The sequence below is a fragment of the Rheinheimera sp. ATLC3 genome (genome assembly GCF_059429535.1).
In genome coordinates this window covers 1,722,307-1,736,550 of the sequence record NZ_CM182103.1, presented here as the reverse complement: position 1 = coordinate 1,736,550, position 14,244 = coordinate 1,722,307, and the positions used below count along the sequence as shown (strand labels likewise).

Here is a 14,244-nt window from a genome sequence, read left to right as displayed (position 1 = left end):
TTGCAATTACCGGTCTGTTTTGCCAAAATCCGCGCGTTTTAACCCTTCTGGAAGTGAGGACGACCTCACCGCTCCATTTCATCCGGGGACGGCCCCATTACTGAAATGGGGTGTGTTATGTCTTGGTTTATTCTGTTTGTTGCTGGTGTGCTTGAAGCCGGTTGGTTAGTCGGTATCGAAAAATCGGCCTCTTTTAGCAAAATTCCTTATGTCATTTTCGCCGTGGCCTGCATGACAGCCAGCCTGGCGCTGTTTGGTTTGTCGTTAAAAGACATACCGGCGCCGACCGCTTATCTGGTGTGGCTGGCGGTGGGGTTAGTATCCATTACGCTTATTAACCATGTGTTTTTTGACCAGCTGATCACGCTTAAGCAACTGGGGTGTTTTGTGCTGATTATTGCCGGTGTGGTTGGCCTTAAGCTCGGCCAGTAATTCAGGCTTGCCAGTTAACAGCGCCGTTAAAACTGTGCTGCAGTTGCAACATGCCTTGCTGGTGCCAGGCCTGCATCTGCGCGGCATTAATACCGGCTTGGCTCAGTGGCAGATCGGCTGTGCAGTTGTCCAGTCCAACCCAGCCATTACGGCCACTGTACTTGGCAGCATATAAACACAGATCGGCCAGTTTTAGCAGGCGCTGCCAGTGCATGGCTGGCTCGCCAAGTGGTAGCGGGTAGCAGGCATAGCCGACAGAGCAGGTAATATGCAGCGGTTCATCACCGGTGATCCGGATAGGCGTGTGCTGTACTGCATTAACAAAGCGCTGCGCCAGATGGCTGACTTCGTCACGGTTAATATTGCGTGCTACCGCGACAAATTCTTCTCCGCCCCAACGTACCAGATAATCAGACTGGCGAAACACCTGCTGCATAATGTGCCGCAACTGCTTAAGCACTTCATCGCCGGCACTATGGCCGTGGTTGTCATTTAGCAACTTAAAATGATCAAGGTCGATGATAAACAGTGCCAGCTCACTGTTCGCCGCTGTTGCTGTGCTGCCGCTGCCGTGCTGCATTCTGCGGCATTGCTCAAGCTCAGTGCTGATATGGCTTTCCAGAAAATGCCGGTTATGCAGGCCGGTCAGCTTATCGGTCAGGCTGATAATTTCCAGTTGCTGATATGCCTGCGCCAGCTCGGCATTTTTTTGCTTCAGCTGCTGTGTTCTGGCGTCCACTTTCTGTTCCAGCCGGCGGTTTTGCTGGCGCTGCACATAACGCCGGTAGAGTGAAATCATCAGGATAAAAGCGGCAACCAGGCCTGAGATCCAGAAGTTACGGATAAGGTGCTGCTGTTCTAACTGGGCTTGTTGCAGCTGTTGTTCATTTTGCAGCAGGTCAATCTGATACTGCTGACGGGTAAAATCGGTTTGCGCCTGAATCGCAGCGATAGTGGCAGCACGTTTGCTGTTGAAAATCTCATCGTCCAGCTGCTTTTGTCTTAACAAGCTCGCTAAGGCTTCGCGCACCGCATCCAGTTGTATGTAAGCCTGCACCTGCATATGCAGCAACAGCGCCTCGTCGGCGCGCTCATTGTTTTGCTGTGCCTGTTCTATCCCGGCAGTGGTATAGCGCAGTACCGCCTGCGCATCGTTTTGGCGCAGCGCCAGTTCAGCGGCCATTTTATAGGCATCTACCAGCAGGCTTTTGTAACTGCTGGTTTTCGCGCGCGCTATCACGCCGTCCAACAATTGTTGTGCTTTTGGATAATCACCCTGTTCCATTGCCAGTTTGGCCACAACTGTGCGGCCCCAGTCGGTATCACGCGGGGCACCAATTTGCTCAAATAGTAACATCGCCTGTTGTGTATGCTCAGCAGCCTTATCAAATTCGCCAAGCTCACTGTACAGGTATCCCAGCTTGTTATGACTGTAGGCAATATTTAATTTGTCACCACTGGCCAGATCCAGCTGCAGGGTTTGCAGAAAATACGCCAGTGCTTTGTCTTTATCGCCAAGTACGCGGTGCAAGTCGCCCAGATTATAAATCGCGCTGGCCAGGCTACTCTGATTACCTAATTTAAAATGCAGTGCAAAGCTCTGTTGATGAGCCTGTAAAGCGTCTTCGTACTGGCCCATTTTCTCCAGTATGGTGCCAATGCTGCTGTAGGTGCTGGCTATCTGTGATTCGTCCTGCAGTGTCTGATTGATTTGCATGGCCTGATACATATATTGCAGTGCGGTGGCATAGTCGCTCTGATAACGGTACACCATACCTAAACGGCGCAGTGCGCTGGCCAGTTCTGCTGTCTGGCCGTTTGGTTGTAGCAGGCTGATAGCCTGCTCAAGCTGCTGCCTGGCAACCGGGTAATTGTTACGCTCCATAGCGTTATTACCCATTTGATGGTAGGCCAGCGCCTGCTGCTGTGGGTCAGCCAGCTTTGTCGCCATCGCAAGATAATCTGCAGTCAGTTTATCAGCCAGATCCAGATTACCCTGCTGTCGGCTGGTTTCTATCTGAGTGCGTAAAGCCGTAAAGTCGGTGTCTGCTGCCAGTGCAGTCGGGCCGGCGCTGCCGACAACCAATAGTAGAATGAATAATAACTGCCACTGCATTTACTGATTAACCTGTTGAAAATACTTAAGCTGAAGTTGCTGGTACTCTTTGCTTAGCTGAAACAACTGCAGCGCCTGATCAAAGCGTTGCACCAGCCAGGGATCGCGCCCGAGCAAATGGTAACTGTTTTTACCAAATAGCGGCAATTGTTGCAGGCTCTGATCTGCGGGGGCGATTTGGCGGTAGTAGTATTCAAAGATATTTTTATCCATCACCAGCGCATCGATCCGGCCTTTTAACAGCATATTGGGCAGCTGATGTTGCTCTACCACTTCCAGATAACTACTGAAACGCGGTAGGACAGCGGCGTAGGCGGGTGGTAAAAACTGACGGGCATTTTGAAAGGCCATCACCCTGCGGCCGGTTAAATCGTCCAGTGTTTGTAGCGGCGGCTGCAGATCGCTGCGCGTTATCAGCACATTTTCGTAGCTGATATAGGGCAGGGTGGCGTAAGTGCCGTCGGGCGTGCTGCGCTGCAGTGAGACAAAATCAGCGACGCCTTGCTTAAATAACTCCAGCAGGCGGCCATTCGGAGTATGAATAAACACGGCGCAGCGATGCATTTTCAGGCTGACCAGCTGTAACAGCTCCAGCTCGTAGCCGCTTTGGGTTGTCACTTCAATATAGGGAGGTTTTTCCACGCCAACCAGAAAGCTAAGCTCAGGCCACTGGCATGATTGTGCCGGCCAACAACAAAATAACAGCAGTGTTGTTACTGCATACTTCATTTACACTCCACTTCTGCTAGTCCAAAGCTGCCGGTTTACACGGCATGCTTTGTACTATAGCAGCTGGGGTGAAATTGGCAGCAGCGTTTACGTGGTAACGCCGCTTTTCGCTGCTGGCGTTTCTGCCTGGGGTAATTCTGGCTCTGCGGCTAGTGCAGGTTTAAACAGCAGCGCTTTAATTTTGGCAAAAGGCGTCAGCACCAGCGCATTACCCAGCAGCACCAGTGCAAAGCCGCTAAAGGTGTAGCTGGTCCAGACAAAGTCTTCAAACAAGGTGCTTAATACAACTGCCACCAGCGGAAACAGCACTATGGTGTAGCTGGCTTTTTCCGGCCCCATACCTTTTAGCAATGCAAAGTAAGTTGCAAACGCTATTACTGAGCCAAATACCGCCAGATACAGTAAAGAAATGATATAAGCCGGCGCCGTGCTGAAGGTAAAACTGGTGCCACTGATGCCTACCATCAGCGCCAGCATAATAGTGCCATACAGCATGCCCCAGGCGTTTACCTGCATAATCGGCAGGCCGGCGCGTGAGTTACGTACACTGGCCATATTACCCAGTGAGGCACTCAGTGCGCTGCCCAGCACCAGTATCAGCCCGAGCAGGCTGGCGTTGGTTAAGTCAAGGCCGTCTAAATCGGGCCAGAACAGCACGACAATACCGGCAATACCCATTAACGCACCAAAGTAGATGCGTTTCGCCACCGGCTTGCCGAAGAACAACCGGGTATTAACGATATTCATCAACAGCATAGTGGTAAAAGCAATGGCCGTCATGGCAGAGGTCAAATACTGCTGCGCCTGGTAAATCAGAATGTAGTTCAGGGCAAAGTTAAACAGCGCCAATAGCGCTATAAAGCCATGATCTTTTGCATTAAAGCGCATCGGCAGCCGCCGCCACAGGCAATAGCCCCACATCAGCAGTGCAGAAAGTGCAAAGCGGTAGGTCAGCGAGGCTTCTACCGCAACATCGCCAAGCTGAAACTCAATAGCGAACCAGGTAGAACCCCAGATTAAAACCGTGATTAGGTACAGCAGAATGTTTTGCATAAAGGCGCCACTGCAGCAGCAAGAAAGGCGCCTATGATACGGCCTTTTTTGCATTCTGGCAGTGGCTGGCGCAACAATATTTTCGTTATAAAAACATGCCACCTGAGGCTTCAATACGCTGGGCATTGATCCAGCCTGCCTGTTCGGACAACAGTAAGCTGACGACGCCACCGATATCATCGGCCTGGCCAACCCGGCCCAGTGCTGTCTGGCTGGCCAGATACTGATTTACGCTATCGTTGTCGCGTACCGTACCGCCGCCAAAGTCGGTAGCTATGGCGCCGGGTGCCAACACGTTAACGCGGATGCCGCGAGGCCCAAGCTCTTTAGCCCAGTAGCGGGTTAAGGTTTCCATCGCGCTTTTCATGGCGGCATAAGCGCCATACCCCGGTACTGCAAAACGCGTTAAGCCGGTTGAAACGTTTAAAATACGGCCCTGATCGGCCAGCAATGGCAGCAACTGCTGAGTCAGAAAGTACGGGCCTTTTACATGGATTTTCATTAGCTGGTCAAATTGCTGCTCAGTGGTGTCAGCAAAGGGCACATTAATGCCAATGCCGGCGTTATTGAGTAAATAGTTAAAGCTGTCGCGGCCCCAAAGCTGTTGCAATTGCTGTTGCACCTGGCTGGCAAAGGCAGCAAAACTGCTGCTGTCGGCGACGTCCAGCGGCAATGCTACCGCTTTTCGGCCCAGCCATTCTATTTCGCTGACCACCGCCTGCGCTGCTGCGGCGTTTTGCTGGTAAGTCAGAATAATATCAGTGCCTTGTTGCGCCAGTGCCAGGGCAGAATTTTTACCAAGGCCACGGCTGCCACCGGTGATTAGGGCGATAGGGTGAGTTGTTGTCATAGTGTGCTCCGTATTGGGTTACTCAGTTACGACGCTCAGTGTATTGGTTGCCCGTAATATGATAAACATGCTAAAAATGGTAAAACTGTTAAGCATTAATGGACAATGACATGCAGGACAAGTTACAGGCGTTGCAGATGTTTATCCGGGTGGCACAGCTTGGCAGCTTTACCAAAGCCGGTGCCAGCCTGGGCTTATCAAAAACCCATGTGTCTAATGTGGTGCAGCAGCTGGAGCAACATTTAGGCTGTCGTTTATTGCACCGTACTACACGCCGTGTCAGCCTGACGCAGGATGGCCAGCTGTGCTATGACCGCAGTTTATTATTGCTCGATGAGTATCAGGAACTTGAAAACCTGTTTCAGCAGCAAAGCAGCCAGGTAAGCGGGGTGCTGCGGCTGGATATGTCGACCGGTATGGCGCGGCATATATTGATGCCGCAGTTACCTGACTTTATGCAGCAGTACCCGAATATCCGGCTGGAGCTGAGCAGCACCGACCGTAAAGTCGATTTGGTGGCAGAAGGCTTTGACTGCGTGATCCGGGTTGGCAGTGTGGGTGATGAGGGGCTGGTGGCGCGTAAACTGGCACAGTTACCAATGCGCAATTTAGCCAGCCCGGCCTATATTTCCCGCTTTGGCATGCCGCAAACTCCGGCCGATTTAGCGCAACATCAACTGGTGCATTACGTTAGTGTGCTGGGGCAGCACAACAGCTATTTTGAATATACCGAGCACGGGCAGGACAAAACATTGTCGATGCCGGGTATGGTGACAGTGAACAATGCAGACGCTTACACTGCAGCTTGCCTGGCGGGGCTGGGCATTATTCAGGCGCCGGTCATTGGCGCAGCGGCTTATCTGCAAAGCGGGGCGCTGCTGGATATTTTGCCGCAACACCGCTGTGCACCTATGCCGGTGTGGTTACTGTACCCGCACCGGCGTCACGTCAGCCGGCGGTTACAGGCATTTATGCAATGGTTTGAACAGCAGCTGCAGCAGTATCTGCAGGCATTTCAGTAAGATTACGCTTCAGATGGTCTGGCGAAACCGGGCCACATCAGCCTTGGGTGGTGCGCCAAATAACCGGCTGTATTCACGGCTGAATTGCGATGGGCTTTCGTAACCCACTTTGTAGCTGGCCGTTGCCGCTTCCACACCCTCATACAGCATGATCCTGCGGGCTTCGTTTAAGCGCAGCTGTTTTTGAAACTGCAGCGGCGACATCGACGTGACCGCTTTAAACGCCTGAAACAACGCCGATTCACTTAAATGCGCCACATCGGCCAGCTCTTTAATGCGCAGCGACTGATTAAAACGCTGGCGCAAAGTATCAATAACCTTACCGATGCGGCTGGCCTGGCTGTCGAGCAGGGTAAACTCACGCAGGTGGCTACCGGCCGGGCCTAACAGTAGGCGGTAAAGCAGCTCGCGTTTTAACAGCGGATACAGTACGGCAATATCCTGCGGCCGCTGCAACAGCGCAAAAATCCGCTGAAACACAGACAGTAAGTCCAGGTCAGCATCGCCGATACTGATACCGCGGGCAGGCTGTGGCTGGCGTGGCACTTTGTCGCCCAGGTCGATCACCAGCTCGGTCAGTTCGCGCAAATCCAGGCTGATACTGACACCCAGATAAGGCTCGTTACTGCTGGCACGGATAATTTTACCACTGACCGGCAACATCACCGGTACCAGCAAATATTGCAGCGGATTGTACTGCAGCATTTCTTCGCCCAGCAGGATCTGTTTACTGCCCTGCAATAACAGGCAAAGTGTCGGCTCATATAATGTAGGGGTAGCAGATGTTGGCGCATTGCTGCGATACAGCTTCAAGCCGGGTACACAGCTTTCATTGATACCGGTATCTTTTAGCAGCTGCTGCAAAGGTTGCAGCATTTGCTGACGTAGTACTTCGCGTTGCTCTGTCACAGGCTGCCCTCCGCAATGTGAATTGCAGCAGTATAGGCATAGCAGGCTGCTTTGCCTATGGCTGGCAGCAGCCTGTGTAGGATTAGGCAATAAGTATGGAGTTTAAGGCAGATTCCATTGCTTTAAGCGCGTGGGAATGCCTGCAAAGTCATTTGTGCTACCAGCCGTAATTGCTCGCAGCTTGCGCCGTTATTGGCCTGAATAGCCATGCCCTGCAGCACGGTACCAAGATAACGGGCCAGCGTTTCAGCGTCAGCATCGGCGGGTAAATCACCTTCGGTTTTTGCCCGCTCAAAGCGGTCACGTAATTTCTGTTCACCTTCAAGCCGGCGGTTAATCAAGGCTTCTTTCACGGTGGCGGCGGCTTCACTGCACGACAACGCGCCCTGCACTACAACACAGCCTTGTGGGTGGCTTTGATCTGCCATATTCATTGCTGCGCCATATAACATATGCTCGGCAACCTGATACGCGGTTGGCTTTTCCAGCGCCGGTAAAAAGAACGAACAGGGTCGGCTTTCGTACAGCTCAATCGCTTTTAAAAACAATTGTTCTTTATTACCAAAGGCAGCATACAGGCTAGGCTTGTTGATCCCCATAGCTTCAGTCAGATCTGATAAAGACGTGCCGTCATAACCTTTACGCCAAAACACTTCCAGCGCTTTTTCCAGTGCGGTGTCCATATCAAAGGCGCGGGGCCGTCCAACATTCGGGGTACAACTTATTGCTGACATGGTTCAGCTCCTGCATTAAAACTTGCTTATATACTAAACAGCAAAAGACCCCGTGTCTAGTAAGGGTTATTTACCTTACAGTACAGAAATCTTTCCGCTAACACCTGCTAAGACCACTTTTACCCCTGAGGGTTCACTGTGTTTGCCAACAATGGCCTGTGGAGTTTCAGGCAAGAATGCCCGAGCATCCGGCATTAACCCACAACCGCACAGCGCGTAAACTAACGTCATAAGCTGGCAGTAACCTCTGTCAGTTTGCCTGTTTTACTGCACTGCAACGGTGCTGATCCAGCGTTAGAACAAATTCGTCTGTAGTATAAATAAATTTATTTACCAACCGGTACAAAAATAGGTTGACTGTTTTGTTGCGTCCTATATATTTACCGAACGGTACATAACTGGCAAGTTTTATTTGTTGCTTTTTTTAGCAGCGAGAAACAAAAAGCGTGGAGATTAACGTCATGAGTACGAAAAACACTGTAAGAACTTTTATGTTAGGAAGCGTAGCTGCCCTGGTGTTGGCTGCTTGTGGCAACCCTGAAGCGGCTGATCAGGCACAGGCCCAGGCAGCGCCTTCGGTCAGTGTCGCGCAGGTGGTATATGAGCGCGTAACCGAGTGGGATGAATTCACCGGCCGGCTGCAGGCTCCGCAAACGGTAAATCTGGTACCCCGGGTATCAGGCTATATCGAGCAGATCCATTTTAGCGAGGGCGCCCTGGTACAAAAAGGTGATCTGCTGGTGCAGATAGACCCACGGCCGTTTGCGGCAGAAGTCGCACGCTTAAAAGCTGAGCTGCAAAGCGCGAAAAGCGCCTCAGTTCTGGCCGATGCGGAATACAGCCGGGCAGAGAAACTGAGCAGCCAGCGCGCGATTTCAGCCGAAGTGCTGGACAGCCGTTTAGCGCGTAAACAACAAACCGCCGCCACGGTAGCATCGGTCAGTGCTGCGCTGCAGCGTGCCGAGCTGGATTTAAGCTATACCAGCATTCGTGCGCCGATAAGTGGCCGGGTGTCTTATGCCCAGGTGACGGCAGGTAACTTTGTCAATGCCGGCCAAAGCCAGCTGACCAGCCTGGTGTCTACCGACAAAATGTATGCTTATTTCGATGTAGACGAGCGAACCTACCTGAAGTACGCCCGCCTGGCACAGGATGGCAAACGTGCCGATACCCGTGACGAAGCGGCCAACCCGGTGTATATGGCACTGGCCAGCGAAGCCGATTTTAACCACATCGGTCATGTTGATTTCGTCGATAACCGCATTGATGCCCAAACCGGCACTATCCGTATCCGCGCCAGTTTTGCCAACGCTGAAAACGACCTGTTACCCGGGCTGTTTGCCCGTATCCGTCTGGTCGGCAGTGACAGTTATGACGGTGTGTTAATTGATGAAAAAGCGGTGGGCACTGACTTAAACAACAAATTTGTTTTGGTGGTGAATGCCAGCAATCAGCTGGAATACCGCGCCATCAAGCTGGGTGAGAAAGTAAACGGCCTGCGTATTGTCACTGACGGCCTGGCGGCGACAGACAAAATTGTTGTTAACGGCTTACAGCGTGTGCGGCCCAATATGCAGATTGAGCCCAAGCTGGTAGAGATGGCCAGCAGTGAGCAGCTGGTGAAGCTGCGCAGTGAACAGCAACAGCTGGACCAAACCAGTAATGCGTTGACCGCTGAGGCAGACAGTGTTCTGAAAGCCAATGCTGATAAAGCGGCCAGCCGCGGTTAAGGAGATCTAAATGTTATCGCAATTTTTTATCCGGCGGCCGATTTTCGCCGCTGTTATCTCACTGCTGTTTTTTATCACCGGTGCGATAGCAGTCTGGCAGTTGCCGATCACTGAGTATCCGGAAGTGGTACCGCCTACTGTGGTGGTAACAGCGAACTACCCCGGCGCTAACCCGAAAGTTATTGCCGAAACCGTCGCGTCGCCACTGGAGCAGGAAATTAACGGCGTTGAAAGCATGCTGTATATGTCATCACAAGCCACGTCTGATGGCCGGATGACATTAACGGTGACCTTCGCCATTGGTACTGATGTCGATCTGGCGCAAACCCAGGTGCAGGCGCGGGTAGACCGTGCTATGCCAAGGCTGCCGCAGGAAGTTCAGCGTTTAGGCGTTGTCACTGAAAAATCGTCACCCGACTTAACCATGGTGGTGCATTTAACCTCGCCTGATGAGCGCTACGACATGCTGTATCTGTCGAACTACGCCGCGCTTAATGTGAAAGACGAGCTGGCGCGTATTGAAGGTGTGGGTGCGGTGCGTTTATTTGGTGCCGGCGAATACAGTATGCGTATATGGCTGGACCCGAACAAAGTATCGGCACTGGGTTTATCGCCGGCGCAAATTACTGCAGCTATCCGCGAGCAAAACCAGCAGGCGGCTGCCGGTAGTTTAGGTGCCCAGCCAAGCGGCGATGCCGAGTTTCAGTTGCTGATAAACGTTAAAGGCCGTTTAGCCGCGGTGGAAGAGTTTGAAAATATCATTATTAAAGTCGGTGCTAACGGTGAAGTCAGCCGGTTAAAAGATGTGGCCCGGGTTGAGCTGGGTGCGTCTACCTATGCGCTGCGCTCACTGCTGAATAACAAAGATGCGGTGGCAATTCCGGTGTTTCAGGCATCAGGCTCTAATGCTATTCAAATTTCTGATGATGTACGCGCCAAAATGGCCGAGCTGTCAAAAAGCTTCCCGGATGGCCTGGCTTACGACATCGTGTACGACCCAACGGTATTCGTGCGTGGTTCTATTGAAGCGGTAGTGAAAACCCTGCTTGAAGCGGTACTGCTGGTGGTATTAGTGGTCGTGCTGTTCCTGCAAACCTGGCGCGCGTCTATTATTCCGCTGGTGGCAGTACCGGTGTCGCTGGTAGGTACCTTTGCCTTTATGCAAATGCTGGGCTTTTCGCTTAATGCGTTGTCGCTGTTTGGCTTAGTACTGGCTATCGGTATCGTGGTCGATGACGCCATCGTGGTGGTTGAAAACGTTGAGCGTAATATCAGTGAAGGTTTATCACCTGTAGCAGCAACGCAAAAAGCGATGAAAGAAGTAACGGGCCCCATTGTTGCGACTACGCTGGTGCTGGCAGCGGTGTTTATTCCTACCGCCTTTATGTCGGGCTTAACCGGGCAGTTTTATAAGCAGTTTGCCTTAACCATTACGATTTCTACCTTTATCTCGGCCATTAACTCGTTAACGCTGAGCCCGGCGCTGTCGGCCCTGCTGTTAAAAGGCCATGGCGAGAAAAAAGATGCCCTGACACGCGGTATGGACAAGCTGTTTGGCGGCTGGTTATTTGGCCCCTTTAACCGCTTCTTTGCCCGTTTATCAGAAGGTTATGGCTACCTGGTCAGAAAAGTGATCCGCTACGGCGCCATTGTCGGTGTGATGTACGTCGCGCTGGTAGGCTTAACCGGCCTGCAGTTTGCCACTACACCAACCGGTTATGTACCGGGGCAGGATAAGCAGTACTTAGTGGCGTTTGCCCAGTTACCGGATGCGTCGTCACTGGAGCGCACCGATGCGGTAATCAAAGAAATGTCGGCCATTGCACTGGCACACCCTGGCGTGGCGAACTCTATTGCCTTCCCGGGCCTGAGCATCAACGGTTTTACCAACAGCCCGAACAGCGGCATTGTGTTTGTCGGCTTAGACGGTTTTGACCAGCGTGGCAGCGCCGAATTATCCGGCAATGCTATTGCAGCAGCACTGAACCAGAAGTTTGCCGGTATTGAAGATGCCTTTATTGCTATCTTCCCGCCGCCACCGGTACAGGGCCTGGGCACCATTGGTGGTTTCAGGTTACAAATTCAGGACCGCGGTAACCACGGTTATGAAGAGCTGTACAAAGTAACGATGGAAGTGATGATGAAAGCCTGGCAAACGCCTGAACTGGCTGGCATTTTCTCCAGCTATCAGGTGAACGTACCGCAGTTGGATCTGGACATCGACCGCACTAAAGCCAAGCAGCAGGGCGTGGCAATGGACGAAGTATTCCAGACACTGCAGGCCTACATGGGCTCGGTGTATGTCAATGACTTCAACCAGTTTGGCCGTACCTATCAGGTTAATATGCAGGCCGATGAGCAGTTCCGCCAAACACCAGAGCAAATTGGCCAGTTAAAAGTGCGTAATGCTGCCGGCGAGATGATCCCACTGGGTTCGTTTATCAATGTAAGCAATACCGCAGGCCCGGATCGGGTAATGCACTACAACGGCTTTACCACCGCCGAGATTAACGGTGGCCCGGCACCAGGTTACAGCACGGGTGAAGCCCAGGCTGCGATTGAGAAAATTCTGGCTGAAACCCTGCCAAACGGTATGACCTATGAGTGGACAGAACTGACCTACCAGCAAATTCTGGCTGGTAACGCCGGCATGTTTATCTACCCGCTGGTGATCCTGCTGGTGTTTATGGTGCTGGCCGCACAGTACGAAAGCTTAAGCTTACCACTGGCGATTATTCTGATCATCCCGATGACGCTGTTATCGGCGCTGAGTGGTGTGCTGATTTACGGTGGTGACAATAACATTTTCACCCAGATTGGTCTGATAGTGCTGGTGGGCCTGGCAACCAAGAACGCCATTCTGATTGTCGAGTTTGCCAAAGAGTTGCAAGACCACGGCATGACCGCGATGGAAGCGATACTGGAAGCCGGCCGCTTACGGTTACGGCCAATCCTGATGACGTCGATCGCCTTTATTATGGGTGTGGTGCCAATGGTGTTCTCCAGCGGTGCCGGTGCCGAAATGCGTCAGGCCATGGGCGTGGCCGTATTCGCCGGCATGATAGGCGTAACGGTATTTGGTTTAATTTTAACGCCGCTGTTTTACTACATGCTGGCCAAACGTGGTGAAACGAAAGCCCGTCAGCCTGTAACAGAGCAAGCAACAGCGGTGACAAGTTCAGTGGAGGGCTCTCATGCGTAAGCCAATGAAAATGTCGGCCATCGCCATACTGGTAGCGTCTTTAAGTGCCTGTGCCGTTGGCCCGGATTACCAGACACCGGTAAAGGTAGCGGATATTAATATCGAGGCACCCTATCAGCAGGCCGAACTGGCACAAAGCTGGTGGCAGGCGTTTGACGATGTAGCGTTAAACAAGCTGATTGAACGCGCATTACAGGAAAACCGCACCCTGGCACAGGCCCGTGCTAACGTTGACCGGGCTTATGCGGTGTTTCGCGATGCTAATAACGACTTTCTGCCAAAAGGCACGCTGGACGCTGGCTATCAGGCCAGCGAGAACGGCACAGTGTCACCTGCAGATGATGGTGTGATCACCCGCGGTTACAGTACCGGCGCCACACTAAGCTGGGACCTGGATCTGTTTGGCAAAATCCGCCGTGCGACAGAAGCCGCACAGGCCCAGGCTGAGCAGGCTGATATTCTGTGGCACGATGCCCAGGTACAGCTGATCAGCCAGGTTGCCACCAACTATGGCGAGTACCGTGGTGCACAGCTTCGGCTGGTGGTCGCAGAGCAAAACCTGCAAAACCTGCAGCAAAGCCGCGCCATCGTGCTGGCAAGGTTAGAAGCAGGCATGGCATCTGAGCTGGAGCTGGCGCAAATTGATGCCCAGTTGCATCAGGTACATGCCGCAGTGCCGGCGTACCGCGTGGCGCTGTTAACCGCCGATGCGACGTTATCAGCATTGCTGGCACAAAAGCCCGGTCAGTTAAAGCTGGGCGCTGTACCGCACTTGCCAGAGCTGAAACAGCCGGTGGCGATAGCCGAAGGTGAAAACTACCTGCGTTACCGCGCCGATGTTGCGGCCAGCGAACGCCAGTTGGCCGCCCGCACCGCTGAAATTGGCGTAGCAACGGCAGATTTATACCCGAACCTGTCAGTACGCGGCTTTTTAGGCTTTATGTCAGGCCCCGGTTTAACGCTGGGTAGCGATACCCAAAGCTGGTCAGTGGCGCCGACACTTAGCTGGCAGGCCGCCGATTTAGGCTCTGTTAAAGCCCGCATCCGCCAGGCTGAAGCCAGCAGCCAAATGGCACTGGCCAATTTCGAGCAGCAGGTGTTTAACGCGCTGAACGAAATGCAGTTATCGCTTAGTAGCTATAACCTAAGCCGCGAGCAGCAACTGAGCACAGAATTGCAGTGGCAGGCCAGTAATAAAGCAGTGCAAATTGCCCGCGAGCGTTACAACGCAGGCAGCGGTGAGTTTTTAGACTTACTCGACGCCGAGCGCGAACTGCTGCGCGCCCGCGATCAGCTGGCGCAACTGCAACAGCAAAGCTTTACCCGACTAGTCAGCATCTACCGCAGTTTTGGTGGTGGGATACAGTTGATTTAGGGGGGGGTATGAATGAAAAAAGCCGGGTGAACCCGGTTTTTTTATTGTCTGCGGTGGGCGAAAAGCGGAGGTTAACGCCCCGCTGCCTTGGT

11 protein-coding genes are annotated in these 14,244 nt (G+C 52.6%); 5 read left to right on the top strand and 6 right to left on the bottom strand.

The annotated features are described in order from the left end of the window. Nucleotides 1–117: 117 nt before the first annotated feature. Nucleotides 118–432 carry a DMT family transporter gene (locus AC5SV9_RS08085; protein WP_475147919.1) on the top strand — a complete coding sequence of 105 codons (315 nt, stop codon included), beginning with the start codon at nt 118–120 and terminating at the stop codon, nt 430–432. A gap of 1 nt (nt 433) precedes the next feature. Here the strand turns inward: AC5SV9_RS08085 and AC5SV9_RS08080 are convergent, their stop codons facing one another. The 4 genes from AC5SV9_RS08080 to AC5SV9_RS08065 form a co-directional block, all read right to left on the bottom strand. Next, the gene (locus AC5SV9_RS08080) at nt 434–2,548 is read right to left on the bottom strand and encodes a diguanylate cyclase (RefSeq protein WP_475147918.1); all 2,115 of its coding nucleotides are present in this window, start codon (nt 2,546–2,548) and stop codon (nt 434–436) included. After that, nucleotides 2,549–3,277: a substrate-binding periplasmic protein gene (locus tag AC5SV9_RS08075; RefSeq protein ID WP_475147915.1), complete on the bottom strand. Its 729-nt coding sequence runs from the start codon at nt 3,275–3,277 to the stop codon at nt 2,549–2,551. A gap of 87 nt (nt 3,278–3,364) precedes the next feature. Further along, nucleotides 3,365–4,330 carry a DMT family transporter gene (locus tag AC5SV9_RS08070; protein ID WP_475147912.1) on the bottom strand — a complete coding sequence of 322 codons (966 nt, stop codon included), beginning with the start codon at nt 4,328–4,330 and terminating at the stop codon, nt 3,365–3,367. 85 nt (nt 4,331–4,415) lie between these two features. Continuing rightward, nucleotides 4,416–5,180 carry an SDR family NAD(P)-dependent oxidoreductase gene (locus AC5SV9_RS08065; protein WP_475147910.1) on the bottom strand — a complete coding sequence of 255 codons (765 nt, stop codon included), beginning with the start codon at nt 5,178–5,180 and terminating at the stop codon, nt 4,416–4,418. Between the two features lie 110 nt (nt 5,181–5,290). Here AC5SV9_RS08065 and AC5SV9_RS08060 point away from each other — a divergent pair, with 110 nt between their 5' ends. Continuing rightward, complete coding sequence (locus AC5SV9_RS08060) at nt 5,291–6,202, top strand: LysR family transcriptional regulator (RefSeq protein WP_475147908.1); 912 nt, start codon at nt 5,291–5,293, stop codon at nt 6,200–6,202. Nucleotides 6,203–6,211: 9 nt separating this feature from the next. On the opposite strand, the gene AC5SV9_RS08055 is transcribed toward AC5SV9_RS08060, so the two are convergent. Beyond that, nucleotides 6,212–7,111: an AraC family transcriptional regulator gene (locus AC5SV9_RS08055; RefSeq protein ID WP_475147906.1), complete on the bottom strand. Its 900-nt coding sequence runs from the start codon at nt 7,109–7,111 to the stop codon at nt 6,212–6,214. A 122-nt stretch (nt 7,112–7,233) separates the two neighbouring features. Further along, entirely contained in the window at nt 7,234–7,845 is a 612-nt protein-coding gene (locus tag AC5SV9_RS08050) for a TetR/AcrR family transcriptional regulator (RefSeq protein WP_134058014.1), read from the bottom strand. Nucleotides 7,846–8,336: 491 nt separating this feature from the next. Between AC5SV9_RS08050 and AC5SV9_RS08045 the strand changes: the two genes are divergently transcribed. From AC5SV9_RS08045 to AC5SV9_RS08035, 3 genes are read left to right on the top strand one after another with little or no spacing between them, the layout of a single operon-like run. Next, nucleotides 8,337–9,575 carry an efflux RND transporter periplasmic adaptor subunit gene (locus AC5SV9_RS08045; protein ID WP_475147903.1) on the top strand — a complete coding sequence of 413 codons (1,239 nt, stop codon included), beginning with the start codon at nt 8,337–8,339 and terminating at the stop codon, nt 9,573–9,575. 10 nt (nt 9,576–9,585) lie between these two features. Then, entirely contained in the window at nt 9,586–12,777 is a 3,192-nt protein-coding gene (locus AC5SV9_RS08040) for an efflux RND transporter permease subunit (protein WP_475147901.1), read from the top strand. After that, nucleotides 12,770–14,152, top strand: a complete 1,383-nt coding sequence (locus AC5SV9_RS08035; RefSeq protein ID WP_475147898.1) for an efflux transporter outer membrane subunit — start codon at nt 12,770–12,772, stop codon at nt 14,150–14,152. The genes AC5SV9_RS08040 and AC5SV9_RS08035 overlap by 8 nt, the downstream gene beginning before the upstream one ends. Nucleotides 14,153–14,244: the final 92 nt, after the last annotated feature.

Bases quoted from the DNA above. Each gene is read 5' to 3' on its own strand.
- AC5SV9_RS08085 (WP_475147919.1), top strand. From the start codon at position 118: ATGTCTTGGTTTATTCTGTTTGTTGCTGGTGTGCTTGAAGCCGGTTGG.
- AC5SV9_RS08080 (WP_475147918.1), bottom strand. From the start codon at position 2,548: ATGCAGTGGCAGTTATTATTCATTCTACTATTGGTTGTCGGCAGCGCC.
- AC5SV9_RS08075 (WP_475147915.1), bottom strand. From the start codon at position 3,277: ATGAAGTATGCAGTAACAACACTGCTGTTATTTTGTTGTTGGCCGGCA.
- AC5SV9_RS08070 (WP_475147912.1), bottom strand. From the start codon at position 4,330: ATGCAAAACATTCTGCTGTACCTAATCACGGTTTTAATCTGGGGTTCT.
- AC5SV9_RS08065 (WP_475147910.1), bottom strand. From the start codon at position 5,180: ATGACAACAACTCACCCTATCGCCCTAATCACCGGTGGCAGCCGTGGC.
- AC5SV9_RS08060 (WP_475147908.1), top strand. From the start codon at position 5,291: ATGCAGGACAAGTTACAGGCGTTGCAGATGTTTATCCGGGTGGCACAG.
- AC5SV9_RS08050 (WP_134058014.1), bottom strand. From the start codon at position 7,845: ATGTCAGCAATAAGTTGTACCCCGAATGTTGGACGGCCCCGCGCCTTT.
- AC5SV9_RS08045 (WP_475147903.1), top strand. From the start codon at position 8,337: ATGTTAGGAAGCGTAGCTGCCCTGGTGTTGGCTGCTTGTGGCAACCCT.
- AC5SV9_RS08040 (WP_475147901.1), top strand. From the start codon at position 9,586: ATGTTATCGCAATTTTTTATCCGGCGGCCGATTTTCGCCGCTGTTATC.
- AC5SV9_RS08035 (WP_475147898.1), top strand. From the start codon at position 12,770: ATGCGTAAGCCAATGAAAATGTCGGCCATCGCCATACTGGTAGCGTCT.